Source organism: Nocardia sp. NPDC049190, from assembly GCF_040648115.1.
Taxonomy (GTDB): domain Bacteria; phylum Actinomycetota; class Actinomycetes; order Mycobacteriales; family Mycobacteriaceae; genus Nocardia.
In genome coordinates this window covers 59,211-84,535 of the sequence record NZ_JBEZDE010000007.1, presented here as the reverse complement: position 1 = coordinate 84,535, position 25,325 = coordinate 59,211, and the positions used below count along the sequence as shown (strand labels likewise).

Genomic DNA, 25,325 nt, shown 5'->3' with positions numbered 1-25,325 from the left:
ATGACTGAAGTACGGGTCCGATTCTGCCCGTCACCGACCGGAACGCCGCACGTGGGCCTGGTCCGGACGGCGTTGTTCAACTGGGCGTTCGCCCGCCATCACGGCGGAACATTCGTCTTCCGTATCGAGGACACCGATGCTGCCCGCGATTCCGAGGAGTCCTACCGGGCGATCGTCGACGCGCTGCGCTGGCTCGGCCTGACCTGGGACGAGGGGCCGGAGGTCGGCGGCCCGTATGCACCGTATCGTCAGTCGCTGCGCAAAGATCTGCATCTGGACGTCGTCCGACGTCTGCTGGCGGCGGGGGAAGCCTACGAATCGTTCGCTACGCCCGAGGAAGTCGAGGCGCGCCATCGTGCCGCCGGGCGCGATCCGAAGCTCGGTTACGACAACTACGACCGCGACCTGACCGCCGAGCAGGTCCAGGCGTACCGAGATGCGGGCCGCCCAGCGGTGATTCGGCTCCGGATGCCCGACGAGGACCTGTCCTGGCACGACCTCGTGCGCGGCGAGACCACGTTCAAGGCGGGCAGCATGCCGGACTTCGCGCTCACCCGCGGCACCGGTGATCCGCTGTATACGCTGGTCAATCCGCTCGACGACGCGCTGATGCGGATTACCCACGTATTGCGCGGCGAGGATCTGCTCTCCTCCACCCCGCGCCAGATCGCGCTTTATGCCGCGTTGCGCAGGATCGGGGTCACCGACTTCACCCCGGAGTTCGGCCATCTGCCGTTCGTCATGGGGCAGGGCAACAAGAAGTTGTCCAAGCGTGATCCAGAGTCGAATCTGTTCGCTCACCGCGACCGCGGATTCATCCCTGAGGGTTTGCTGAATTATCTCGCACTTCTCGGCTGGAGCATCGCGGATGATCGCGACGTGTTCACGATGGCGGATATGGTCGCCGCTTTCGATATATCGAAAGTAAATTCGAATCCGGCTCGTTTCGATCAGAAGAAGGCAGACGCGATCAATGCCGAGCACATCCGGTTGCTGGAGCCGGGTGATTTCGCGGGGCGACTGCGGGAGTACCTCACCGAACACGGTCACATCGGCGCGGAAATCGACGAGAAGGTATTCGCCGCGGCGGCCGAACTCGTGCAGACCAGGATTGTTGTTCTGTCGGATGCCTGGGAGTTGTTGCGTTTCTTGTTCGCGCCCGCGGATCAGTTTGCTATCGACCCCGCCGCGGGTGCCAAGAATCTGGGCGCCGACGCCACGCCGATAGTGCAGGCCGCTATTGCGGCAGTGGACCCGCTGTCGGAGTGGACGACACCAGCCCTCGAAGAGGCGCTGAAAACGGCACTCATCGATGATTTGGGGCTCAAACCGCGTAAGGCCTTCGCGCCGGTGCGGGTCGCGGTGACCGGGTCGCACATCAGCCCGCCGCTGTACGAGTCGATGGAACTGCTCGGCCGGGAGGTCACCCTGGACCGGTTGCGTGCCGCACTGGCCTGGACTCCGGCGGGCTGAGCGCGCGGATCCAGCCGAAAACATGGCTTTGACCAGTCGATTTGTAGTTAACCGGTAGCCATTTGGTACTCTTCTTCTCGGCCCGGAACACGGTATCGAGTCATCCAGACGCGAGGCCGAACGACCTGGTCATTGGGGTATGGTGTAATTGGCAACACAGCTGATTCTGGTTCAGCCATTCTAGGTTCGAGTCCTGGTACCCCAGCGGAGTGTGTTGTTCGACTTCGGTTCATGGCCGAAATCAATACAGCAACCGGCGATTTGGTCGCCGGGCTTCGGCCGGTTAAGCTTGCCGAGCCTCCTGATCGAAAGATCACCACGGCGCTGCTCGCGAAAGCGAGAAGCAGTCCTGGCCCCGTCGTCTAGCGGCCTAGGACGCCGCCCTCTCAAGGCGGTAGCGCGGGTTCGAATCCCGTCGGGGCTACGCGAATGAAAGGTCCATGCTCATCCAGAGCATGGACCTTTCTTGTGTGTCGTAGTCATGTTCCGGGGTGGCGCAACCCTCACGACCCGCCCGGCAATGTACCTGGTCAGGCGATGTATCGAGTCGTTCCGGCGGAATGGTCCGGCTGAGCAAGAGGGTGCGGGCCGAGTTGTCGGGGCGCATGGTCGGCCCGGAACGCTCAGCGGAGTGCCGGCCGCGTCGAACGGGTCTGCGGTGGCCGAGCCGGCCGGTGACGTCTGCCGGGCTGCCTGTGAGTTCGTCCCGCGAGCCAGTGGCCGGGTGCCGTCGATCACGGTCGATTCGGCTGGTCGTGGCGTCGCGCTGTCGATCTCGGGCGTGGTCTTTACCCGGCCGGCTACCGCCGGTGTGACGCATAACGAAAAGCCCCCCAGCTATCGGCTGGAGGGCCTTGGTCGTCTCGCGGACTATCCGCTCTTGCGACGGAACTCCCGTTTGTGGTTGGCCGCGTTGTGCGTCCCCGCGGCTTTGGACCGGCCGTCGAGGTGGTCGGCCGCGCGGGCGTGCTGCTGGTTCTTACGTTCCAGCGCCTCGCGGAACTTGCGCTTCACCTCGTCGGCGCCGCCGTTGGGACTATCCGAATCCGCCATCGCCTGCTCCTCGTCCTCGCGGCCGTGCGCCCGTGCCCGCAGGCGGCGGTGCCCCAGCCGATTCGTGTCGAACGCCTCGACGCTATCGCGTGCGAGGCGGTTGTGTCAGTGGGATTTCGGGTACCACACGGCACCCGCTGCGTGCTCGGGTCAATCGAGCCACTGCGCGGTGGTCCCGCCGAGTGGCAGTTGCGGAAGGCCGAGTTTACGGTGATCCCAACTGCGCACGCGTTCGGGGGCGACCCGGATGGCGACCCGCTTGTGCAGCATCGACTCCACCATCGGACGCACCTCCTCGCGGTAAGGTCCGGTGTAGCGCTCCCAGACGCTGACACCGACCGCGAAGAGTTTGTCGGCGTCGTCGATGATCTCGGCACGTCCCTCGATCGACACGCCGCGCAGTTGGTCGTAGGTCTGGCCCGCTTCGACCATGCAGGTGACCCGCGCATCGCGGCGCAGATTCACCGCCTTCTGCGACTTGAGCTTGGTCTCGAACCAGATCTCGCCGTCGATGAGCGCGTACCACATGGCGGTCAGGTGCGGCGTGCCCTTCGGGCCGATGGTCGCGAGCGTCGCTATTCGACTGTGCTCCAGGAACGCGGTGATCTCGGTGTCGGACATCACGATCTGTGCCCGTTGGTTGACTCCCATCGGCCAACTGTAGTGAGTCGGAACTGCAACGGGTTACAGGCGCTTGTGTAAGGCCTCGGCCGCCGCGACCAGGTCGGCGGCCCAGCGGGCGCCCGGTCTGCGGCCCATCCGGTCGATCGGGCCGGATACCGACACCGCGGCGACCACGGTGTTCGCGGCATCGCGCACCGGCGCGGAGACGCTGGCCACGCCTGCTGCGCGCTCGGCCGCGCTCTGTGCCCAGCCGCGCTTGCGAACCTCGGCGAGTGCGCGCTCGCCGAATGCCGCATCGGACAAAATGGCGCGCTGTAGCTCCGGGTCGGCCCAGGCGAGCAGGACTTTGGCCGCCGATCCCGCGGTGAGTGGAAGGCGTGCCCCGATCGGGACGGAATCGCGCAGGCCGACCGGCGGTTCCAGCGCGGCGACGCAGACCCGGGCGTCGCCGTCGCGGCAGTAGAGCTGGACGCTCTCGCCGGTGATCTCGCGCAGCCGGGGCAGAATGGCCGACGCGGCATCCAGAAGCGGGTCGTTCGCGCCGGTCGCGAGCTCGGCGAGGGCCGGACCGGGCCGCCACATCCCGTTGCTGTCGCGGGCGAGCAGGCGGTGCACCTCGAGGCCGACGGCAAGACGGTGTGCGGTGGCGCGGGGCAGGCCGGTACGCGTGCACAGCTCGGTGAGACCGCAGGGATGCTCGGCGACGGCGTAGAGGACCGCCACTGCTTTGTCGAGGACGCCGATGCCGCTATGCTGTCTCATAGAACGATATTAGCGTCTCGGATACTGAGATACTCATCGGCGAAACATCTCGGCGATACTCATCGGCGAAACATCTCGGCGAAAGTCATGGCGAAAACCGCCGGCAACGCCCTACTTCGCGGATTCCGGTCTCCAGTGATCCGAACAGCGCAGCCAACCCGACTCCGGCAACCGCCACCGCTCGGATCGCGGAACGGCTGCTCCATCCGAAAGGTGATCCACAATGGCCGAACCGCGCACGCTGGCCGAGAAAGTATGGGAACAGCATGTCGTCGCTCGCGGTGCAGGTGAGGGCGCCGCGCGCGAACCCGACCTGATCTACATCGACCTGCACCTCGTGCATGAGGTGACCAGTCCGCAGGCGTTCGACGGACTGCGCGCCGCGGGCCGGGCGGTGCGACGGCCGGATCTCACCATCGCGACCGAGGACCACAATGTCCCCACCATCGACATCGACAAGCCGATCGCCGACCCGATCTCGCGTACCCAGGTGGAGACGCTGCGGCGCAACTGCGCGGAATTCGGTGTGCGGCTGCATCCGATGGGTGACCTCGACCAGGGCATTGTGCACGTGGTCGGCCCCCAGCTCGGGCTGACCCAGCCGGGGACGACGGTGGTGTGCGGCGACAGCCACACCTCGACACACGGTGCATTCGGTGCGCTGGCGATGGGCATCGGCACCTCCGAGGTCGAGCATGTGCTTGCCACCCAGACGCTCTCGCTGCGCCCATTCAAGACGATGGCCATCACCGTGGACGGCGATCTTCCCGAGGGCGTGACGAGCAAAGACCTGATTCTGGCGGTGATCGCGAAGATCGGCACCGGCGGCGGCCAGGGATACGTGCTCGAGTACCGGGGCGAGGCCATCCGTGCCATGTCGATGGAGGCCCGAATGACCATCTGCAACATGTCCATCGAGGCGGGTGCGCGGGCGGGCATGATCGCGCCGGACGAGACGACCTACGAATTCCTCAAAGGACGGCCGCACGCGCCGCAGGGGGACGACTGGGACGCGGCCGTAGCCGCCTGGGAGGCGCTCGGGACCGACGAGGATGCGGTTTTCGACGCCGAGGTACATATCGACGCCACCGAGCTGACCCCGTTCGTGACCTGGGGCACCAACCCGGGACAGGGCGCCCCGCTCGGCGATGCGGTGCCCGACCCCGCCCGGATCGTCGACGAGGTCGCCCGTGAATCCGCAGAGAAGGCTCTGCGATACATGGATTTGGAGCCGGGTACTCCGCTTCGGGAAGTACCGATCGACACCGTATTCGTCGGTTCCTGCACGAACGGGCGCATTGAGGATTTGCGCGCGGTGGCCGGGATTTTGAAGGGGCGTCATGTCGCCGACGGAGTCCGAATGCTGGTTGTACCGGGCTCGATGCGGGTTCGCGCACAGGCGGAAAAAGAAGGACTTGGCGAGATTTTCACGGCAGCGGGCGCGGAATGGCGGCAGGCGGGGTGTTCAATGTGCCTGGGAATGAATCCGGACCAGCTCGCACCGGGCCAGCGTTGCGCTTCCACTTCGAACCGCAACTTCGAGGGGAGACAGGGAAAAGGTGGCCGTACGCACCTTGTTTCTCCCCTGGTAGCGGCCGCGACGGCGGTTCGCGGAACTCTCTCCTCGCCTGCGGATCTGAACTGATCCGCCCCGAGACGCCTCATCGAACCCAGGAGATTCGTTATGGAAGCCTTCACTACGCACAAGGGCATCGGGGTGCCGCTGCGCCGCTCCAATGTCGATACCGATCAGATCATCCCCGCCGTCTACCTGAAGCGGGTGACCCGTACGGGATTCGAGGACGGGTTGTTCGCTGCATGGCGAACGGATCAGGACTTCATTCTGAACGTCGAGCCTTACAACAGGGGTAGTGTTCTGGTAGCCGGTCCGGATTTCGGTACTGGATCCTCACGTGAGCACGCCGTGTGGGCGCTGTCGGACTACGGCTTTCGAGTGGTCATCTCGTCCCGGTTCGCCGACATCTTCCGGGGCAATGCGGGCAAGGGTGGTCTGTTGGCCGCTCAGATGTCACAGAACGATGTCGAAATGCTCTGGAAGTTGCTCGAGGAACAGCCGGGCCTGGAATTGGTTGTGGATCTCCGGGCGCGCACGGTGACGGCTGGAACCGTCGTGTTGCCGTTCGATATTGATGACTACACCCGGTGGCGTCTTCTCGAAGGATTGGACGACATCGGCCTCACTCTGCGCCGGAGCGACACCATCGCCGAGTTCGAAAGTGCAAGGCCAGCTTGGAAACCCAGGACCTTGCCCTCGCATATTTCGCAGACGTAATCACCCCGACGCGTTAGCTGTGCGACCTGAGCGATGGTAGCTGGACGTGTGCTAAACCACATGAATTTTGGCGTGGCACATAGACTCTTGCCCAAAGTGGGTTTAACGTGGTACCTAGTCGGTCCGACGACGGGCCATTAGTCTGCGGAGGATTCAATGAACAAGGCGGAACTGATCGACGTTCTGACCGAAAAGTTGGGTACGGACAGGCGCACGGCCACCGCGGCAGTCGAGCATGTGGTCGACACCATCGTGCGTGCGGTGCACAAGGGTCAGAGCGTCACCATCACCGGATTCGGTGTGTTCGAACAGCGTAAGCGTGCGGCTCGAGTCGCAAGGAACCCGCGTACCGGTGAAACCGTCAAGGTGAAGCCCACTTCGGTGCCCGCATTCCGCCCCGGCGCGCAATTCAAGGCGGTCATCGCGGGTAAGCAGAAGCTGGCCGCGAGCGGCCCCGCTGTGAAGCGCGGCGTGAATGCGCCGGTGGCCGCGAAGAAGGCGGCAGCCAAGAAGACGGCGGCGAAGAAAGCAGCCGCCAAGAAGGCGACCGCGACCAAGGCCCCCGCCAAGACCACGGCCCGCAAGGCGGCCGCTAAGGCTCCGGCAAAGACCACCGCGCGCAAGACCACTGCGGCCAAGGCCGCCGCGAAGAAGGCACCCGCGAAGAAGGCAACGGCCGCCAAGAAGGCGCCGGCCAAGAAGACGGCCACCAAGGCCACGGCGGCCAAGAAGACCACCGCCGCCAAGAAGACTGTCGCCAAGAAGGCGCCCGCGAAGAAGACCGCCGCCAAGAAGGCTCCGGCTCGCCGCGCCCGCTGATAGCACGCCACCGTCGTATCGGCGCCGAATGGCAGGCCGGAAGGCCGCTTCATTCGCCTCACCGAATTAAAACGGCCCCGGGACACCCGGGGCCGTTTTCCAGTGTCACTCGAGCGACGGTCGGCGTCGTGGCGCGCTCTCGCGTGGCCCGGCCGAGTCCGAGTCCGAGGCCGAGGTATCGGGTTGGGAAACCGTCAGGATTTCACGACGCCGGCGGAGAGCGACCGATCCAGATGGTCGGCTGCCACCAATCGCCGCCCGACGAATGACAGCACCCACACACTGCCCTTGCGATTGCGCGCCGAGGGGAGCGCGATGCCGTCTCGGTGGGCCCACCAGCGCAGCAGGTCCGGAATCACCTTGCCTTGGCTGCAGACCACGCGAACGGCCTTGTCCGTCACCAGCGCTCGAAGGCGCGCTCGGGCGGCGTCCGGGGCCTCGGCGTAACCGGGCTCGGAAAGTAGTGACTCCAGTGTGATTTCGGCGCCGAGCTTGTCGGCGAGCGGTGTCACCGTCTGTACGCAGCGCACCGGATCGGCCGAGAAGATCTCGGATGCCCCGAACGCCAGCAGATTCGGCACCAGAGCCCGCGCCTGCGCTTCGCCGTGCCGATCCAGCGGGCGCTGCTCATCCGGCCCGGTGAAGCGGTCTCTACGGCCCGCCTTCCCATGCCGCACGAGCAGCAGCGTGCTGGTGCGCGCGGGTAGCCGGGCGAACGCGCGCAGCACTTGCCGGTCCATCGGATAGGACAGCTGGTCCATCACCCGGTCCAGCGGGTGCCATGTGAGTTCGTCCACCTCGGAATTGGGGGCGAATTCGCCGCCGGCCACCTCGGCCGACCAGTAGTCGACCCGCTTCAGTTTGCGATGGCCGGGGATCGGATACGTGACGTGCCCGAGGTAGCGGCCGAGTCTGCACTGCAGCCCGGTCTCCTCGGCGACCTCACGGACCGCGGCGAGCACCGCGGTCTCCCCAGGATCCAGCTTGCCCTTGGGTAACGACCAGTCCTGATATTTCGGGCGGTGGACGATCGCGATCTCGATCGTTCCTTGCTGGGTAGTGCGCCAGACCACCGCGCCCGCGGCGTGGATATTGGCGGTGACGCGCGGATCCCGCAGCGGGTTCCCGCCCCTTTCGTGCTCGGTACTGCCGCTCACTGCTGTTCGGGCCTCCGTAGCCGCATGAGGTACTCCTGATGGTCTCGGATCTTGTCACCGTCGGCGGTCTGGTCCGGCCATGCCTGCCAGGTGCCGTCGGATTGGAGTACCCAGCACCGTGTGGTCGCAGACAGGGCGGAGTCGAAGACCGCGCCGAGCTGCTCGATCAGTCGGGGATCTTTCACCTGCGCCATGACCTCGACCCTGCGGTCCAGGTTGCGATGCATCATGTCGGCGCTGCCGATCCAGTACTCGTCTTGCGCCTGGAAGTGCACGATGCGCGAGTGCTCCAGGAACCGCCCCAGGATCGAGCGGACTTCGATGTTCTCGCTCATCTCCGGCACGCCGGGGCGCAGCCCGCAGATGCTGCGCACCACGATCTGCACCGGTACGCCCGCCTGCGAGGCGCGGTACAACGCGTCGATGATCTCCTCGTCGACGATCGCGTTGGCCTTCAATCGGATTCGGGCGTCATGCCCGTCCAGAGCGAGCTCGGTCTCGCGCTGGATCCGCTCGATGATGCCTGCGCGCACGCCGTGCGGGGCGACGAGGAGGTTGCGGTAGCTCTCTTTTCGCGAGTAACCGGTCAGCGAATTGAACAGGTCGGTCAGGTCGGCGCCGATTTCCGGTGCGGCGGTGAGCAATCCGACATCCTCGTACAGACGCGCGGTCTTCGGATTGTAGTTTCCGGTACCGATGTGGCAGTAGCGGCGGATGGTGGCGCCTTCGCGGCGCACCACCAGGCAGGTCTTGCAGTGGGTCTTGAGGCCGACGAGGCCGTAGACCACGTGCACGCCCGCCTGCTCCAGCGCGCGGGCCCACTTGATATTGGCCTGCTCGTCGAAGCGCGCCTTGATCTCGACCAGTGCGACGACTTGCTTGCCCGCCTCGGCGGCGTCGATCAGCGCGTTGACGATCGGGGAATCGCCGGAGGTGCGGTAGAGCGTCTGTTTGATCGCGAGCACCTGCGGGTCGGCGGCGGCCTGTTCGATGAAGCGCTGCACGCTGGTGGAGAACGAGTCGTAGGGGTGGTGCACGAGGACATCGCCCTCGCGCAGCGCCGCGAACACGTTGCGCGGCGTCTCGCGCTCGCCGAACGCGGGCGGCGTCGCGGGGACATACGGAGGGTTCTTCAGATTCGGCCGATCGACGCCGTAAACCTGCCACAGGCAGGACAGGTCGAGTAGGCCGGGTACCTGGATCACGTCACCGGGGTCTACGTCCAGCTCGCGCAGGAGCAGGTCGAGCATGTGCTCGGTCATGTCGTCGGAGACCTCGAGCCGCACCGGCGAGCCGAATCGGCGTCGGGCCAGTTCGCGCTCCAGCGCCTGCAGCAAGTCCTCGTCGCGGTCCTCGTCGACTTCGAAGTCGGCGTTGCGGGTGATCCGGAACGAATGGTGCTCCACCACGTCCATGCCGGGGAACAACAGATCGAGATGCGCTGCGATGAGTTCTTCCATCGGAAGGAAAGCCGCGATGGGTGAGCCGGATTCGGTGCGCCGTACGCGAACGAAGCGGTCCACGTTGTCGGGCACCTTGACGCGGGCGAAGTGCTCGCCGCCGGTGGCGGAATCCTTCACGGTCACGGCGAGGTTGAGGCTCAATCCGCTGATATACGGGAACGGGTGTGCCGGGTCCACCGCGAGCGGAGTGAGGACCGGGAAGACCTGATCCTGGAAGTGGCCCGACAGCCGTGCACGCTCGTCGTCGTCCAGGTCGGTCCAATCGATGATCGCGATGCCCTCGGCGGTCAGGGCGGGCAGCACGTCGTCGAGGAAAACGCGGGCATGGCGCACCGCGATCTCCTGGGTGCGCGCCGCGATCAGTTCCAGCTGTTCGCCGGGTGAGCGTCCGTCGGCCGAACGCACGAGCAGACCGGTCTCGGCGCGCCGTTTCAAACCCGCCACCCGCACCATGTAGAACTCGTCGAGATTCGACGCGAAGATGGCCAGGAACTTCGCCCGCTCCAGCAACGGAAGCGACGCGTCCTCGGCGAGGGCGAGTACCCGGGCGTTGAAATCCAGCCAGCTCAGTTCCCGATTGAGGTAGCGATCACGGGGCAACTGCTGCGCCGTCGAGTCGGCCGACAAGGGTGTCGCCGCCGGGGGAGGCGTGGGAAGCAACGGCTGCTGCTTGACAATTTCCGTATCGCTCACGGTAATGATCATCCCCTACTGCCGCGACCGTGTGCAGTTCGATTCCGCGATCGACAGGTACGCACGCCAGCGCGGCGATCTCCTAGCACACACGCCGAACGTGCTCGTGAACGCAACCTGGCCAGCCGATGTCGTGCAGTACGGCGCGGGTCGCGCTCCCCGCCCCGAGCGCGGCCGCGCGGTCCAGGTCGTCGGCGGTGTCGACGTCCAGACGCAGCCCCGGCCAATCACCCGTCAGATCGACCGCGCCCGCAGCGATATGGCTGCGGGCCGAGCCGGGGCCGAAGCGTGGATCGAGCGCGTCGAGCGGGTCTCGGACCAGCAGCGCGGCGGTGCCGCTGCCCGCGTGGTCGACGACGATCGACCGGCCGCGCGGGGCGGTGGCGAGCATGTCCGACAGTTCCTCCGCGCGCAGCGCGGGCAGGTCGGCCTGAAGGGCGAGCAACGCGATCGGGCCGTGCGTGCCGCGCAGTGCGGCGGCGGCGGCGGCCAAGGCGGTATTGAGGCCGTCGGTATCCGCGTCGCGCGGTTCCGGATGGACGTCGGCGCCCAGCGTTCGGGCCAGATCCGCGACCGCGGGATCGGGCGTGACCACCGTGACCGACATGACCTCGGGGACCGCGGCGGTGGCGGTGACGGTGTCGGCGAGCATCGCGAGCACCAGCCGCGCCCGATGCTCCGGGCGCAGCCGGTCGGCCAGTCGGCTCTTGGCCTGATCGAGGCTCTTGACCGCGATCACGGTATGCACGGCGTGCGGGCGCATGCAACCAATCCTTCCATGGCATATTGGGCTGATGACGAGGGCGGCGGTACTGGGCGCGGGATCGTGGGGCACGGCGTTCGCGAAGGTGTTGGCGGACGCGGGAACCGACGTCACGATCTGGGCTCGCCGACCCGAGGTGGCCGCGACGCTGGCCTCCGAACATCGCAATCCGGATTACCTGTCGGATATTCCACTGCCGCCGATCGCGGCCACCCATGACCCCGCGGTCGCGCTGGATGGCGCGGATATCGCGGTGCTCGCGGTGCCGTCGCAGTCCTTGCGCGAAAATCTCGCGGACTGGAAGCGCGTCATCGGGTCGGATACCACGCTGCTGAGTCTGGCGAAGGGGATCGAGACCGGAACGTTGCTGCGGATGAGCCAGGTGATCGCGGAGGTCACCGGCGCCGACCAGAGCCGGATCGCGGTGCTGTCCGGGCCGAACCTGGCGCGCGAGATCGCGGTGGGCCAGCCCGCCGCGACCGTGATCGCCTGCACCGACACCGATCGCGCGGTCGCGCTGCAGCACGCCAGCGCGACCGGATACTTTCGGCCGTACACCAACGCCGACGTCATCGGCTGCGAAATCGGCGGCGCGTGCAAAAACGTCGTCGCGCTCGCCTGCGGTATCGCCTCCGGAATGGGATTCGGCGACAACTCGATCGCCAGCCTGATCACCCGCGGCCTCGCCGAGATCATCCGGCTCGGCGTGGCGCTCGGCGCCGAGCCCGCGACGCTGGCCGGACTCGCCGGGGTCGGCGATCTGGTCGCGACCTGCACCTCGCCGCTGTCGCGCAACCGGTCCTTCGGTCATGTCCTCGGCGCGGGCGGGTCCATGGAGGCCGCGCAATCGGCGACCCACGGCCAGGTAGCGGAGGGGGTGAAGTCCTGCGCATCGGTTCGGGCGCTGGCCGAGCGGCACCAGGTGGAGATGCCGTTGACCACCGCGGTGCACCAGGTGTGTCACGAGGGCCTTTCCGTGCGCGAGGCCGTCGGCAACCTGCTCGGACGGCGGATCAAACCGGAGTGATTCGCACCGACCGCTGTCGACGTCGCCGGGATGGTCAGCAGCGGACTCTGGCACCGAAACGGGTACGGTTCGGGGCATGACGAACCGGATCAGGGTGGCTGTGGTGTTCGGCGGGCGCAGTAACGAGCACGCCGTGTCGTGCGTTTCGGCCGGCAGTGTGCTGCGGAGTCTCGATCCGACGAAGTACGAGGTGGTCCCGATCGGCATCACCCCGCAGGGCAGCTGGGTCCTGGACAGCTCCGACGTGGCCGGGCTCGGCATCCACGACCGTGCCCTGCCCTCGGTGGACGCGGGCGGGACCGTGCTGATGCTGGCCGCCGACCCGAGCCGCTCGGGGGCGTTGATCGCGCTCGACGATCCCGGCGCCGCACTGGGCACCGTCGATGTGGTCTTCCCGATCCTGCACGGGCCGTTCGGCGAAGACGGGACGCTGCAGGGGATGCTCGAGCTCGCCGGGGTCCCGTATGTCGGACCCGGCGTGCTGGCCAGCGCGGCGGGCATGGACAAGGAGTTCACCAAGAAGTTGCTCGCGGCCGAAGAACTTCCGATCGGTACCCAGGTGGTGCTCCGGCCGGGCACCGCGACGCTCGCCGACGCGGACCGGTCGCGGCTCGGGCTGCCGGTGTTCGTCAAGCCCGCGCGCGGCGGATCGTCGATCGGCATCACCAAGGTGACCGACTGGAGCGAGCTGGACGCGGCGATCGCGGCGGCGCGCGCGCACGATCCGAAGGTGATCGTGGAGGCGGGCATCGTCGGACGCGAAGTGGAATGCGGCGTTCTGGAATTCCCGGACGGGCGAGTCGCGGCGAGCGTCATCGCGGAGATTCGGATGCCGGAGCAGGACACCATGGCCGAGAGCCCCGAGTTCTACGACTTCGACACCAAATACCTCGACGACGTCTGCGAATTCGATATTCCGGCCAAGCTGGACGACGAGGTCTCCGACCGGATCCGAGAACTGGCCGTCCGTGCCTTCCAGGCGCTCGATTGTCAGGGCCTGGCGCGCGTCGACTTCTTCGTGACCGAGCAGGGTCCGGTGATCAACGAGATCAACACCATGCCCGGCTTCACGGCGATCTCCATGTACCCGCGCATGTGGGAGGCCACCGGCGTCGACCTTCCCGCGCTGGTCGCCACCCTGATCGACACCGCCCTCGCGCGGGGCACCGGTCTGCGCTGAGACCGGGATCACCGGTGGGACCGGCCGCGACGCCGGGTCAGTTGGGTAGCGGACCCGGGTCGATCGACTGAGCGGGGAGTGTGGTGGTGATGGTGTCGGAGACCTCTTGCAAGGGGGTCGGACCGGAGCCGTCGGGGACGGTCAGGGCAACGTAGGTCGCCCGGTCGACCGCGAACCAGGTGCTCGCTGTCGCGGCTCGGTCGCGGGCTTCGAACCACTGGACGCCATTCACGATCTGTAGCGGCGAGGCCCGGTTGAACTCCAACGGGCGGTCCAGGCCGCAGCGCAGGACGATGGCGTCGCCACCGGCTGCGCGCTGCCATGCGCGAGTAGCGGGCGGCGCGGGTTCGACCAGGGTCGACTTGGTGAACTCGCCCAGCTGCGCGGGCAGCGCGGGCAGCAGCGCGGTACAGGCGGGGCCGTCGGCGGCAGGGGCGGGAACCGGACCGAGGACCAGGTGTTCGCGCTCGACCGGGGCACGGTGCGCCAGCACGGCGGCCACGAGTACCGCGACAACCAGCACGACGGGAAGCGCGACGGCGGTGGCGATGAGGGCTGGGGAGTACTGGTGCTCGGGCGAAATGTCGTCGCCCGCCGAGGGTTTCGACGTGGCGTCGGGTTCGGCCCGCGTCGCATCCGGGTTCGTGGCTTCGGTTCCCTCGGGCGCGAGGCCGGTGTCCGGAACGGTCGCAGCTGTGCCCGTGTCGGTGGTGTCGGCAGTCGAACTCGGCCCGTCGGCGTCCGAGGCGCCGGCCTCGGCAGGGCCGGTGGTCGCGTCCGCGTCGTCGACGCCGACGTTCCGCGCAGCCGGACCATCGTTTCGCTCGGATCCGCTGGCACCAGCACTGGACGCGGAGTCCGCGGGTCGCTCGTCCTTCGCCGAGTCGCGGTCCGACGAATCCGCCGTCATGCTCACCGATCCTTCCTGCTCACGCTGAACGGCGCCGGTCGGCAGGGCCGCGGGAAGGCGGCGGCACACTGGACCGGCCCGGTGGTACTCGAGTGCCCTGGAAAGGGTACCGTCGGGCCGATTGCAGCGAGCGGCGCACCTGAAAGGACTGGTCATCAGCGAGAACACGGGCCCGAGGACGGTGCGTGAACTGGGAGAGTTCGCGTTGATCGACCGCATCAACGCCGGTCGGGTACAGACCGAGGACGTCCTGCTCGGCCCCGGCGACGACGCGGCCGTGGTGGCCGCGCCGGACGGTCGGTTCGTGGTAACCACCGACATGCTCGTGCAGGATCGGCATTTCCGGCTGGACTGGTCGAGCCCCGAGGATATCGGCCGCAAGGCGATCGCCCAGAACGCCGCGGACGTCGTCGCCATGGGTGCGGCGCCGACCGCGTTCGTCGTCGCACTCGGCTGCCCGGCCGACACGCCGCTCGAGCTGGTCGACGGCCTCACGGACGGAATGTGGGCCGAGGCCGCGCGCGCGGGCGCGTCCATCGCGGGCGGTGACCTGGTTCGCAGCCGCGATCTGGTCATCTCGGTGACCGCTTTCGGCGACCTCGGCGGCAGAGCGCCGAGCACGAGAGCCGGTGCGCGCGTGGGCGATACGGTTGCGGTCGCGGGCCGTCTGGGCTGGTCGGCCGCGGGACTCGCGGCCTTCACCGCCGACGTTGCCAGCGCAGATCTCGCGGAAGCACGTGCCGCCCACCGAGTTCCGCAGCCGCCGTATGCGGCTGTGCTGGACGCGTTGGACCGCGAGGCGGTCGATCGCCCGGACGTGCCGCCGGTCCGGTCGGGAGCTGGGCCGCACGCGCTGACGGACGTGTCCGATGGCCTGCTCGCCGATCTGGGCCATATCGCGGTCGCCTCCGGCGTCGCCATCGATCTGGATTCGGCACGGTTGCGTGACCCGGCGCTGGAACGGATCGCTGCGCTACTGGATGCCGATGCGGCGCAATGGATTCTGACCGGAGGCGAGGATCACGCCTTCGTCGGGACGTGGGCGCCGGGGCGCGACCTGCCCGCCGGATGGGTCGTGATCGGGCGGGTTGTCGCCGGTCACGGGGTCACCGTCGACGGCGTGGCGCCGACGGGCGATGGTGGGTGGGAATCGTTCCGTGGGGCGGAATCGGCATCGGAGGGTGAACCACGATAGGTTGTGCGGTCATGGGCGCGAAACCATTGTTCGAAATCATGGATCCGGGATGGGCGAAGGCACTCGAGCCGGTGACGGAGCGAATCACCGCCATGGGAGATTTTCTGCGGGCCGAGAACGTGGCGGGCCGTGGCTACCTACCGTCCGGTGAGAATGTGTTGCGTGCTTTCCAGCGTCCGTTCGACGCGGTGCGGGTGCTCGTCGTGGGTCAGGATCCCTACCCGACGCCTGGCCACCCGATGGGACTGAGCTTCTCGGTCGCGCCCGATGTGTCGCCGATTCCGCGCAGCCTGGCGAATATCTTCGCGGAGTACAGCAAGGACCTCGGCCATCCGACGCCGTCCTGCGGCGACCTGAGTCCGTGGTCGGACCAGGGCGTGCTGATGTTGAACCGAGTGCTCACGGTGTCGCCCGGCCAGCCCGCCTCGCATCGCGGCAAGGGCTGGGAGGCGGTCACCGAACAGGCGATTCGCGCCCTGGTCGCCAGGGACGAGCCGCTGGTGGCGATCCTATGGGGCAAAGACGCGGGGACGCTGAAGCCGCAGCTTGCCGAGGCCGAGATTCCGTACATCGAGTCCGCGCATCCGTCGCCGTTGTCCGCGTCGCGCGGTTTCTTCGGTTCCCGCCCCTTCTCGCGAGTGAACGAACTACTCGACGAACTGGGGGCCGAACCGGTTGACTGGCGCCTGCCCTGAGTCGGGCGTCTGTGTGTGATCGACCGAGATATCGAGTGAGGAGCTTTTCCATGCACAACACCTCTGTCCGTGGCGGCCTGCGCGGTACCACCGCCACCCTGGCTGTCTGCGCCGCGCTGACCAGCGGCGCCGCCGTGGCAGGCGCGGCTCCGCTGCGGCTGGAACCCGCCACGGAAACCACCACCTCGGCGCCGGTCGCCGAGGAATACACATCGACCGGTTCGTCTACCATCTCCGCGTCGGTGAACTCCAAGATCGCGTGTCTGTTCTTCGTGGGTAATCTCGGCTGCTGACCTTCGATTCGTGAGGCTCACATCGGTGCCGACCGGCGCTGTGCGATCCTCAGATCGTGAGTAATGCGAACAATCTTCTCGAACCGCTGCGGCTGCGGCTGCGCGGTTCGGGCGGAATCGAGCTGGCCGCCGATCAGTTCGGCCCGATCGACGGCCCGCTCGTCGTTTTTCTGCACGGGGGCGGCCAGACCCGGCACTCATGGAAACAGACCGGTGCGCGCCTCGGTGCGTCAGGAATGCGAGTGGTCGCGCTGGACACGCGTGGGCACGGCGACAGCCAGTGGGCACCCGACCGCGATTATCGACGCGACACCATGGTGCGGGATCTGATACTCGTGCTCGAACAGCTCGGAGCACCCGCCGTGGTGGTCGGCGCCAGCATGGGCGGGATGACCGGATTGCTGGCGACCGCGGCGTCCGGCGGGGAGGCGATCAGTGCCCTGGTGCTCGTCGATATCGTCACCCGACCGGAGCCGGCGGGTGTCGCGCGGGTGATCGAGTTCCTCGGCAAGCACCGCGAGGGTTTCGACAGCCTCGAACAGGCGGCCGACGCGGTCGCCGAGTATATGCCGCATCGTCCGCGCCCGAAGGACACCACCGGGCTGCTGCGGAACTTACGCGCGCGCGGCGGTCGCTGGTATTGGCACTGGGATCCGGACATGCTCGCCGACCGGGGCGAGAAAACGTCGGTGATGATCGAGCAGATGGAGACCGCGGCGGGTCTGCTGACCATCCCGGTGCTGTTGGTGCGTGGCATGCGGTCGGATGTGGTGAGCGCCGAAGGAGCTCAGGCGTTCCAGCGACTGGTGCCGCACGCACGACTTGTCGAGATCGGCGGCGCCGCACATACCGCGGCAGGCGACGACAACGACGCGTTCACCGACGCGGTGGCGAAATTCGTGCTCTCGACCCGGGAATGACGCGACGTCCGCCGAGTCCAGGTGTCGCTCGGCGGAGATTGCGGTCTGCATCTTGACGCGGATCCGCCGCGCCTTCGGCGCGGGCGCAGTTGCTGTGCGCAACCGGATCGCGCACCATGCGCACCTCGACCGTGCCCGTGAAAAACTCCGCCCTGCGCGCGCCATCCAGCGCGAAACCATGTCTGCGATAGAACGCCCGCGCCCGCGGGTTCTGCTCGAAGACCCAGAGCGAGTACGGCGTGGACGGGTCGAGCGCGACGTGGATCAGATCGTCCGCGACGCCGGTGCCGTGCCACGTGGAGCGCACGTACATCGCATGGAGTTCCCACGGAGTTCTGGGGTGCGCGTCGCGGGACGGGCCTACACTGACGAAGCCGATCACGATGTCGTCGGCGATCGCGACATGTGTGCGATCGGGGTAGCGGACCCGGTCGCGTTCCCACTGCTCGGTCCGGCGCTCGATATCGAACGCGCCGAGCACATGTGCGGGAACCAGGTCCTGGTACGCCTCGCGCCAGCAGGCGATGTGGCATTCCGCGAGGCTGCGCGTATGCCTGGCAACCAGACGCAGGATGCGCCATGGAGCCTCGGTCATACCGACCACGCTCGCCGAACGACCATGGTCATGACTACGCCCCGGACCACCGTGGAAGGTGCCGGGGCGTGTGTCGGTAGTACCGGTCGGCCGGGCCGATCAGCCGCGGACGACCTTGCCTGCCTTCAGGCAGGAGGTGCACACGTTCATGCGGCGGGTGTTGCCCGGCGCGACCTGCGCCCGCACGGTCTGAATGTTCGGGTTCCAGCGACGGTTGGTGCGCCGGTGCGAGTGCGAGACCGACTTCCCGAAGCCGGGGCCCTTGGCGCAGACGTCGCAGACGGCAGCCATAGTCGCGAACTCCTTCATGTCATGGTGGGGACCGCAGCACGCGCGGTGCGGCATGTCCGGAAACAATGTCGTGATGTACCCGGTCGACGATGTCGACCTGCGCAGACCGTTGACGACCCCGCTGGGCAACCCTGCAAGGGTAGCTGTGCGGGTCCTGATTCACCAAACCGGTCCCTCGGAAACGAGGCTCGGAACGGCCGCTGGAGCTCCGTGGTTCAGCGGCTGGGCATCTCGCGCTCACTGTCGGCCGCGCCCGCTAACCTGGCGAACGGTGATGGTCTGGAGGTGGCTGACGGGAGAGAGGTGACAGTGCCCGACGTACGGGAGGTGATGGACGGCACGGCGTTGCTGCGCTGGGGTCGAGCCTGCCTCGAGGGTCTGGAAACTCGGCGCCAGGAGATCAACGCACTCAATGTCTTCCCCATCCCGGACGCCGACACCGGGACCAATCTGCTGGCCACCCTGCGCGCCGCGGTCGCGGCAGCGGAAGTGGCCGTGTTCGCGGCGGGCACGCAGGCCGGTGGAGCGCCGGCCCACACCGTCGCCGCCGCGATGGCACACGGCGCCACGGTCGGCGCCCGCGGTAATTCCGGCATCATCATCTCCCAGGTGTTGCGTGGTATCGCCGACGCGGTACGCGACGGGCCGTTGACGGCGGACACCCTGCGTGTCGCGCTCACCCGTGCCTCGGCGCTGGTGCGCGCCGCGTTGAGCGTGCCGATCGAAGGCACCATCCTCACCGTCCTGGACCGCGCGTCCAGGTGCGCGTCGGACTGCATGGATGTGACGCTCGCCGGCGTGGCGCTGGCCGCGGCCGACGGCGCTGTGAAAGCGCTCGGAGACACACCTTCCCAGCTCGGCGTGCTGCGCGATGCCGGGGTCGTCGACGCGGGCGCCCGCGGGCTGGTCGTACTGCTGGACAGTCTGGTCGCGGTGACCCTCGGCGAAGTGCCCGCACGACCGGAGTACGCCCGGCGCGTGCCGGACGCGGTTCGCCCGGCGTACGACGATGACCGTTCGGCGTACGACGACGATGATCGTCCGGTCGCCGAGCCGCGGTACGAAGTGATGTACTTGCTCGCCGACACCGACGCGTCGAGGGTCGCGGCACTGCAGACACGCCTGGGCAAACTGGGCGACTCGGTCGCGGTCGTCGGAGACGGCGGCCGTTGGTGGTCGGTTCACGTGCACTGCGCGGATGCCGGCGCCGCGGTGGAAGCCGGTATCGCGGCGGGAACCCTCAGTCGCCTCCGCATCGAGAGTTTCACGCTCGCCGCGTACCACGAATCCGGCCCCGGGCACGGTGCGGACGCCCCGATCCGTGTCCGAGGACGGGGCCACAACGGGTTGGCCGGCGCCGATGTCCTCGTCTCGTGCCGCGGCAAGAACGTCGGCGCAGACATCCACGTCGCGCACCCCGCCGGCGCGGACGCGCGGGATCAGCGATCGGCCGAGCCGGATGCCGATCAGGTCGACGCCGCCGAAGCTGTTGTCGCCGCGACTTCGGGGTCTGGACCGGCGCTGCCCGGTTCGGGGGATGTGGTCGCGGGTGCCCTCGCCGTGCCCGGCGCCGCGGCGACCTCGGCGGCCGCGGCGGACCGCGGAATCATCGCCGTGGCGGCAGGAGAGGGCGCCGCGACGTTGTTCGAAGACGCGGGCGCCGTGGTGCTCGGCGGCGAGGAGCCGGTCACCGCGCAGACGTTGCTCGCGGCGATCCGACGGATGCCGAACCGAGAAGTCCTGGTCCTGCCGAACGGCGCGCTCCCCGCACACGAGCTGGTAGCGGTCGGCGTCGCAGCGCGCGACGCGCACCGAGACGTGCTTCTGCTGCCGAGCGCGTCCGTCGTCCAGGGGCTCGCCGCGCTGGCCGTACACGATCGGGAACGGATCGCGGTGGACGATGCCTTCGCCATGTCGGAGGCTGCCGCCACCACACGCTGGGGATCGCTGCGCGCCGCCACGCAGCGCGCGCTCACCATGGTCGGCACCTGTGCGCCGGGTGACGGGCTCGGCCTGGTCGGCCACGACGTGGTCGTCATCGATCGCGACGTCCGCGCGGCCGGCCCGATGCTGCTGGATCGAATGCTCGCCGTCGGCGGCGAGCTGGTCACCTTGTTGATGGGGGCGACGGCGCCGGACGGGCTCGGCACTGAACTCGCCGCGCATATCGCACAGGGCTTTCCCGGTGTCGAGGTGATCGTGTATTCCGGTGGACAGCGCGTCGACCTGGTGCAGATCGGAGTGGAGTAGGGCATGGCGACACTGAGCGATCGGCTCGACCATATCTTGGGCGTGAAGGCGGCCGCCTCGCTGGCGGACGCCTTCGACATGCAGACGGTCGAGGACCTGCTGCGGCATTACCCGCTGCGTTACGCGACCCAGGGGCAGCCGCTCACCGAGGAGGCTCCCGAGGACGGTACGCACATCACTGTCATCGGCCGCATCACCAAGGCCGAACTGCGGCCGATGCGCAACCGTCGCGGTTCGCTGCTGAAAGTGGTTCTCGACACCGGTTCCGGGCGCGGCGTCGACGTCACCTTCTTCCACGGTGACAAGGTGAAATACGTTGTCCGCGAGGGTCTCCGGGCGATGATGTCGGGCACCGTGACCTATTGGCGTCCCGGCCATTGGAACCTGAGTCACCCCGGTTACCTGATGCTGCCCGAGGCCGACGGTGGCGACGAATCGGTCGGCGCACTCACCAGGGTGCGTGGTGGCGGCGACTTGCGCGGTCTCGCACAGAGCGCGCAAGGCGCGGGCGGAGTGGACAGCTCGTTCATGGAACGGGAGTTCATCCCGGTGTATCCGGCGACGGCGAAGGTGCAGAGCTGGGACGTCCTCGCGTGCGTTCGTCAGGTGCTCGACCAGCTCGACCCGATCGAGGACCCGCTGCCGGAGCAGGTCAGGGCCGAACGCGCGCTGCTGCCGGTGTCGGACGCGCTGCGCCTGATCCACCTACCCGACCGCAAGTCCGACATCGACCAGGCCGAACAGCGGCTGCGTTTCGACGAGGCATTGGCCTTGCAACTGGTGCTGGCCGAGCGGCGCCACGAGGTGTCCGGCCGGGCCGCGCGGGCCTGCCCGCCGCGCACCGACGGCATCGCCGCCGCGTTCGACCGGCGGCTGCCGTTCGAACTCACCGCGGGCCAGCGGCAGGTGGTCGGCGAGATCGCCGCCGATCTGGCCCGCACGCAGCCGATGCATCGGTTGCTGCAGGGGGAGGTCGGTTCCGGTAAAACGATCGTGGCCCTGCACGCCATGCTGCAGGTGGTCGACGCGGGACAGCAGTGCGCCCTGCTCGCGCCGACGGAAGTGCTTGCCGCACAGCACTACCGGTCGCTGCGCGGCATGCTCGGCGAACTGGGCGCCGCGGGCGAGCTCGGCGCGGCCGACAACGCGACCCGGGTGGTGCTGGTCACCGGGTCGATGACCGCGTCGGCCAAGAAGGCCGCGCTGCTCGAGGCGGTGACGGGGGAGGCGGGCATCGTGATCGGCACGCACGCGCTGATCCAGGACAACGTCGACTTCTTCGATCTCGGCATGGTGGTGGTCGACGAGCAGCACCGTTTCGGTGTCGAGCAGCGTGACGCCCTGCGCGCCAAGGCCGCGGCGGACAGCGCCCCACACTTGTTGGTGATGACCGCGACGCCGATCCCGCGCACGATCGCGATGACCACCCTGGGCGATCTGGAGACCTCTACGCTGACCGAATTGCCCAAGGGGCGTTCGCCGATCACGTCGAAGGTCGTGCCACGCAGGCGGCATCCGAATTGGGTCGACCGCGCGTGGGAGCGGATTGTGGAGGAGGTGGGCGCAGGCCGCCAGGCCTACGTGGTGTGCTCGCGGATCGGCGAGGACGAGGAGAGTTCCGGTAAGTCGCGCGATCGGCGGTCGAAGCCGGGCGACGACGCGAAAGAGGGCCCGACCACGCAGGCGGTACTCGACGTGTTCGAGATGCTGCGCGCCGGCCCGCTGTCCGGCGTTCGGGTCGGCCTGCTGCACGGCAGACTGCCCGCCGACGAGAAAGACCAGGTGATGCGCGCGTTCAACGACGGATCGGTGGACGTGCTGGTCTGCACGACGGTGGTCGAGGTCGGCGTCGACGTGCCGAACGCGACGGTGATGGTGATCGTCGACGCGGACCGGTTCGGCGTCAGCCAACTGCACCAGTTGCGCGGCCGGATCGGCCGGGGCGAGCATCCTGGCCTGTGCCTGCTGGTCACCGATGCCGCGCCCGGCGGTTCTGCGATGGCGCGGCTGGACGCGGTGGCCGCCACCACCGACGGTTTCGAACTGGCGGTTCTCGACCTGCGTACCCGCCGCGAGGGCGACGTGCTCGGCGCCGCCCAGTCCGGCACCGCCCGCTCACTGCGCCTGCTCTCGCTGCTCGATGACCTCGATGTCATCACCGCCGCCCAGGAATTCGCCCGCGACGTGGTGGAAGCCGACCCCGGCCTGCGGCAGCACCCCGGCCTCGCGGGCATGATGCACGCCGCCGTCGACTCCGAACGCCTGGAGTATCTGGCCAAATCCTGACCGAGGATCTCCGCCGCGCGGCTCATCGATCGGTCGACGGTCCACGGACCTTCGCCCACCGCGTTCGGCAGTGGGGCGGGCGTGCACTCGCTGCCGGCTACGCCTGTCTGTGATGGCCTTGGGCGGCACCTGTTTTCGACGCGTCGTCGCGGAGTTGCTCCAAGCGTCGGCAGCTCTGAAACGATTGAGCCTGCCGTCGATCAGCGGTACGTTGCTCACCGAACCGACACGCAGGTACTGGGCGGGTCCAGCCGTCGCGAAAATCGGGAGTCCCATGGTCGACAAGCCGTTCGGGCGGCGAACCTTGTTGCGTGGTGCGGGTGCGCTCGGCGCCGCGGCACTCGCACTGCCGACGGCGAGTTGTGCCGACGATGGCGACGCGCTGACGTTCTTCTTCCAGGCCAATCCGGAAGAGGTGAAAGGTCGGACACGGATCATCGACGAGTTCCAGCGCAGACATCCTGACATCAACGTGCGCACAGTATTGTCCGGACCGGCACCTATCTCATGCGGCAGTTCTTCCGCGCTCTCCCCAAGGATCTCGAGGAAGCGGCGGTCATAGACGGCTGCTCACCGTGGCAGATCTACTGGCGGATTCTGCTGCCCAACGCCAAGCCCGCGGCCATGGTGCTCGCGGTACTCACCTGGGTCAACGTGTGGAACGACTTCCTGTGGCCGCTGGTGATGGTGCAACAGAAAAGCATCGGCACACTCACTCGGACTGGTCTGGATGCGAGGCCAATACGTGTCCAAGTGGCCGGTGCTGATGGCAGCGTCGATACTGATCCTGCTGCCGCTGGTCATCGTGTACGCCATCGCCCAACGAGCATTCCTGCGCGGAATCGCCACAATGGGACTCGGTGGACGCTGACAGCAGCCCACTCGCTCGCTGAACGCAGTGCCATGGCTGTTGTGATCCCGCATGACGACCGCCATTCGACGGCGCTCGTGCGAAGGCTCCGCGCAGAGTGGGCAGCGGTGGTCTGTTGGATGTGGACGGAGACACCGGGTTCAGCGTCCGCCGCGGGGATAGGGGAGGTCGGTGCTGGTGTTCTCGTTGACCGCGAGTGGGCTGCCGACGTGGGGGAAGGCGCGTTGCGCGCATGCGGGGCGTTCGCAGACCTTGCAGCCTGCGCCGATCGGTACAGCCGCGGCCGGATCGTCCGGCTGCAGCCCGGCCGAATAGACCAGGCGCTCGGCGTATTCGATATCGCAGCCGAGGCCGATCGCGAAATTCTTCGTCGCGGTGCCGAACCCGTGCGGTGCGGTCATGGCGGTGCGGGCGATCCACAGATAGCGCCGTCCGTCCGGCATCTCGGCCACCTGGGTGAGGATCCGGCCGGGGTGCTCGAATGCCTCGTGCACCACCCACCGCGGGCAGCTACCGCCCACGCGGGAGAAGTGGAAGGCGGTGGCGGACTGACGCTTGGAGATGTTCCCTGCGCGGTCGGTGCGGACGAAGAAGAACGGAACGCCGCGCTGCCCCTGCCGCTGCAGGGTGCTGAGCCGATGACAGATCGTCTCGAAGCCGACCTCGAAACGCAGGCCGAGCAGGTCGATGTCGTAGTGCAGTTCCTCGGCCGACCGCAGAAATCGTCCATAGGGCAGCACGAGCGCACCGGCGAAGTAGTTGGCCAGTCCGATGCGGGCGAGGGTGCGGGATTCACCGCTGAGCGAGGGGGTTTCGGCGAGTACCCCGTCCAGCTCGGCACGGTACAGCAGGGAGGCCAGGGTGGCGCCGATCTGGAACGCGCGCTGGCCGGGACGCAACCGCCTGGCCAGGGTCAGCGTGCGACTCTCCGGGTCATAGTGCCGTTTCGGGATGGTCGGGTCCGCGCCGTCGCCGCGGACGAGAACCGTGACCCCGGCTCGTTCTTCGGCTATTCGGGCGAGTTGGCGGTCCAGCGAGCCGATGGAGAGGCCGGAGTTCTCGAACAGTTGCTCGGCCGCGATATCCAGTTGCGGGATGTGGTTGTGGTGGTCGTAGAAGAAGTCCCGGACGTCCTCATACGGCATGGGCAAGCCCGGCGCGCCCGCGGGCGCGGACACCCGTGCCGACAGCAGGTCGAGCTGATCGGTCGCGGCGCGGAGTCGCCGGTGTATCGCCACGACGATCCTGGCGACCTCCGGCTGGCGGGTCGCCAGCTCTTCCACCTCGGTCAACGGCGCGGCGTGTCCGCCTGCGGTGTCCACCAGCACCTCGTGCAAGTCGGACATGAGGCGCGCGTCCGAATCGGTGGCGAAGAACTGGACGTCGAGGTCGAAGGTGGAATTGAGTTTGAGCAGTACGGGAATGGTGAGCGGCCGCTGGTCGCGTTCGAGCTGATTGAGGTAACTGGGCGACAGGTCCAGCGATTTCGCCAGGGCTGCCTGGGTCAGCCTGCGCTCTTCGCGCAACCGCCGAAGTCGGGCACCCGCGTACATCTTGCGCACGTGCACGATGGTAGCTGTGCGAATTCGCAATCATCGCAAAATGGCGAGTTCTTTCCAAAGGAATGTACTTCTGCACGGTCTTTCGCGGGGACTGCTGTGCGTAGCATGCGAAGTGGGCGGTTATCTCGCGGACTCGCCCGCGTTGATCCG

The 25,325-nt window shown here is 67.6% G+C and carries 22 protein-coding genes, 2 tRNA genes and 2 pseudogenes; 16 read left to right on the top strand and 10 right to left on the bottom strand.

Translation table 11 applies throughout. The annotated features are described in order from the left end of the window. The 3 genes from gltX (at nucleotide 1) to AB0B25_RS08910 (ending at nucleotide 1,897) form a co-directional block, all read left to right on the top strand. A complete protein-coding gene (gene gltX, locus AB0B25_RS08920; RefSeq protein ID WP_357176566.1) occupies nucleotides 1–1,473 on the top strand; it encodes a glutamate--tRNA ligase in 1,473 nt (490 codons plus the stop codon). 133 nt (nucleotides 1,474–1,606) lie between these two features. Continuing rightward, nucleotides 1,607–1,678: transfer RNA gene (locus tag AB0B25_RS08915), tRNA-Gln, on the top strand. A gap of 146 nt (nucleotides 1,679–1,824) precedes the next feature. Next, nucleotides 1,825–1,897 (top strand) — tRNA-Glu (locus AB0B25_RS08910). Between the two features lie 446 nt (nucleotides 1,898–2,343). Here the strand turns inward: AB0B25_RS08910 and AB0B25_RS08905 are convergent. The 3 genes from AB0B25_RS08905 to AB0B25_RS08895 all read right to left on the bottom strand — a co-directional run bounded on the left by AB0B25_RS08905 (nucleotide 2,344) and on the right by AB0B25_RS08895 (nucleotide 3,912). Continuing rightward, complete coding sequence (locus AB0B25_RS08905) at nucleotides 2,344–2,526, bottom strand: DUF5302 domain-containing protein (protein WP_357176565.1); 183 nt, start codon at nucleotides 2,524–2,526, stop codon at nucleotides 2,344–2,346. A gap of 150 nt (nucleotides 2,527–2,676) precedes the next feature. Next, nucleotides 2,677–3,177, bottom strand: a complete 501-nt coding sequence (locus AB0B25_RS08900) for a PPOX class F420-dependent oxidoreductase (RefSeq protein WP_357176563.1) — start codon at nucleotides 3,175–3,177, stop codon at nucleotides 2,677–2,679. A gap of 33 nt (nucleotides 3,178–3,210) precedes the next feature. After that, nucleotides 3,211–3,912 (bottom strand): IclR family transcriptional regulator, encoded by a 702-nt coding sequence (locus AB0B25_RS08895; protein WP_357176561.1) that lies wholly within the window; start codon nucleotides 3,910–3,912, stop codon nucleotides 3,211–3,213. Nucleotides 3,913–4,135: 223 nt separating this feature from the next. Here AB0B25_RS08895 and leuC point away from each other — a divergent pair, with 223 nt between their 5' ends. The 3 genes from leuC (at nucleotide 4,136) to AB0B25_RS08880 (ending at nucleotide 7,024) form a co-directional block, all read left to right on the top strand. Next, on the top strand, nucleotides 4,136–5,557 hold the full coding sequence (gene leuC / locus AB0B25_RS08890; protein ID WP_357176560.1) for a 3-isopropylmalate dehydratase large subunit: 1,422 nt from the start codon (nucleotides 4,136–4,138) through the stop codon (nucleotides 5,555–5,557). 39 nt (nucleotides 5,558–5,596) lie between these two features. Next, the gene (leuD, locus tag AB0B25_RS08885) at nucleotides 5,597–6,205 is read left to right on the top strand and encodes a 3-isopropylmalate dehydratase small subunit (protein ID WP_357176558.1); all 609 of its coding nucleotides are present in this window, start codon (nucleotides 5,597–5,599) and stop codon (nucleotides 6,203–6,205) included. Nucleotides 6,206–6,361: 156 nt separating this feature from the next. Then, nucleotides 6,362–7,024 carry an HU family DNA-binding protein gene (locus AB0B25_RS08880; RefSeq protein WP_357066864.1) on the top strand — a complete coding sequence of 221 codons (663 nt, stop codon included), beginning with the start codon at nucleotides 6,362–6,364 and terminating at the stop codon, nucleotides 7,022–7,024. A gap of 194 nt (nucleotides 7,025–7,218) precedes the next feature. Here the strand turns inward: AB0B25_RS08880 and AB0B25_RS08875 are convergent, their stop codons facing one another. From AB0B25_RS08875 to cofC, 3 genes are all read right to left on the bottom strand, one after another. Then, nucleotides 7,219–8,181 carry an NUDIX hydrolase gene (locus tag AB0B25_RS08875; RefSeq protein WP_357176556.1) on the bottom strand — a complete coding sequence of 321 codons (963 nt, stop codon included), beginning with the start codon at nucleotides 8,179–8,181 and terminating at the stop codon, nucleotides 7,219–7,221. Then, a complete protein-coding gene (locus tag AB0B25_RS08870) occupies nucleotides 8,178–10,349 on the bottom strand; it encodes an RNA degradosome polyphosphate kinase (RefSeq protein WP_357176554.1) in 2,172 nt (723 codons plus the stop codon). The genes AB0B25_RS08875 and AB0B25_RS08870 overlap by 4 nt, the downstream gene beginning before the upstream one ends. Before the next feature lie 70 nt (nucleotides 10,350–10,419). Further along, nucleotides 10,420–11,100: a 2-phospho-L-lactate guanylyltransferase gene (cofC, locus tag AB0B25_RS08865; RefSeq protein ID WP_357176552.1), complete on the bottom strand. Its 681-nt coding sequence runs from the start codon at nucleotides 11,098–11,100 to the stop codon at nucleotides 10,420–10,422. Nucleotides 11,101–11,131: 31 nt separating this feature from the next. On the opposite strand from cofC, the gene AB0B25_RS08860 reads away from it, so the two are divergent. Both AB0B25_RS08860 and AB0B25_RS08855 read left to right on the top strand, forming a co-directional pair. Then, nucleotides 11,132–12,127, top strand: a complete 996-nt coding sequence (locus AB0B25_RS08860; protein WP_357176550.1) for an NAD(P)H-dependent glycerol-3-phosphate dehydrogenase — start codon at nucleotides 11,132–11,134, stop codon at nucleotides 12,125–12,127. A gap of 76 nt (nucleotides 12,128–12,203) precedes the next feature. After that, nucleotides 12,204–13,307, top strand: coding sequence for a D-alanine--D-alanine ligase family protein (locus AB0B25_RS08855; protein ID WP_357176548.1), 1,104 nt, complete (start codon nucleotides 12,204–12,206; stop codon nucleotides 13,305–13,307). A gap of 37 nt (nucleotides 13,308–13,344) precedes the next feature. Here AB0B25_RS08855 and AB0B25_RS08850 read toward each other — a convergent pair whose 3' ends face one another. Further along, complete coding sequence (locus tag AB0B25_RS08850) at nucleotides 13,345–14,217, bottom strand: DUF3515 domain-containing protein (RefSeq protein WP_357176546.1); 873 nt, start codon at nucleotides 14,215–14,217, stop codon at nucleotides 13,345–13,347. Nucleotides 14,218–14,398: 181 nt separating this feature from the next. Here AB0B25_RS08850 and AB0B25_RS08845 point away from each other — a divergent pair, with 181 nt between their 5' ends. The 4 genes from AB0B25_RS08845 to AB0B25_RS08830 are packed head-to-tail and all read left to right on the top strand — an operon-like array spanning nucleotide 14,399 to nucleotide 17,320. After that, nucleotides 14,399–15,412: a thiamine-phosphate kinase gene (locus tag AB0B25_RS08845; RefSeq protein WP_357176786.1), complete on the top strand. Its 1,014-nt coding sequence runs from the start codon at nucleotides 14,399–14,401 to the stop codon at nucleotides 15,410–15,412. Nucleotides 15,413–15,423: 11 nt separating this feature from the next. Further along, a complete protein-coding gene (locus tag AB0B25_RS08840; protein ID WP_357176544.1) occupies nucleotides 15,424–16,107 on the top strand; it encodes a uracil-DNA glycosylase in 684 nt (227 codons plus the stop codon). Nucleotides 16,108–16,157: 50 nt separating this feature from the next. After that, nucleotides 16,158–16,400, top strand: coding sequence for a hypothetical protein (locus tag AB0B25_RS08835; protein ID WP_357176543.1), 243 nt, complete (start codon nucleotides 16,158–16,160; stop codon nucleotides 16,398–16,400). A gap of 56 nt (nucleotides 16,401–16,456) precedes the next feature. After that, entirely contained in the window at nucleotides 16,457–17,320 is an 864-nt protein-coding gene (locus AB0B25_RS08830; protein WP_357176541.1) for an alpha/beta hydrolase, read from the top strand. On the opposite strand, the gene AB0B25_RS08825 is transcribed toward AB0B25_RS08830, so the two are convergent. Then, entirely contained in the window at nucleotides 17,277–17,915 is a 639-nt protein-coding gene (locus AB0B25_RS08825; protein ID WP_357176539.1) for a GNAT family N-acetyltransferase, read from the bottom strand. The two genes, AB0B25_RS08830 and AB0B25_RS08825, sit on opposite strands and share 44 nt — an antisense overlap. 99 nt (nucleotides 17,916–18,014) lie before the next feature. Continuing rightward, on the bottom strand, nucleotides 18,015–18,206 hold the full coding sequence (rpmB, locus tag AB0B25_RS08820) for a 50S ribosomal protein L28 (RefSeq protein ID WP_011210730.1): 192 nt from the start codon (nucleotides 18,204–18,206) through the stop codon (nucleotides 18,015–18,017). Between the two features lie 285 nt (nucleotides 18,207–18,491). Between rpmB and AB0B25_RS08815 the strand changes: the two genes are divergently transcribed. The 4 genes and pseudogenes from AB0B25_RS08815 to AB0B25_RS08800 form a co-directional block, all read left to right on the top strand. Next, a complete protein-coding gene (locus AB0B25_RS08815) occupies nucleotides 18,492–20,456 on the top strand; it encodes a DAK2 domain-containing protein (RefSeq protein ID WP_357176537.1) in 1,965 nt (654 codons plus the stop codon). Between the two features lie 3 nt (nucleotides 20,457–20,459). Next, the gene (recG, locus tag AB0B25_RS08810) at nucleotides 20,460–22,742 is read left to right on the top strand and encodes an ATP-dependent DNA helicase RecG (protein ID WP_357176535.1); all 2,283 of its coding nucleotides are present in this window, start codon (nucleotides 20,460–20,462) and stop codon (nucleotides 22,740–22,742) included. A 274-nt stretch (nucleotides 22,743–23,016) separates the two neighbouring features. Then, nucleotides 23,017–23,238 (top strand): annotated as a pseudogene (locus AB0B25_RS08805) (sugar ABC transporter substrate-binding protein); the annotation flags it as partial. Next, a pseudogene (locus AB0B25_RS08800) lies at nucleotides 23,238–23,613 on the top strand (carbohydrate ABC transporter permease); the annotation flags it as partial. The pseudogenes AB0B25_RS08805 and AB0B25_RS08800, both read left to right, overlap by 1 nt. Nucleotides 23,614–23,753: 140 nt before the next feature. On the opposite strand, the gene AB0B25_RS08795 reads toward AB0B25_RS08800, so the two are convergent. After that, entirely contained in the window at nucleotides 23,754–25,175 is a 1,422-nt protein-coding gene (locus tag AB0B25_RS08795) for a short-chain fatty acyl-CoA regulator family protein (protein ID WP_357176533.1), read from the bottom strand. Nucleotides 25,176–25,325 lie beyond the last annotated feature (150 nt).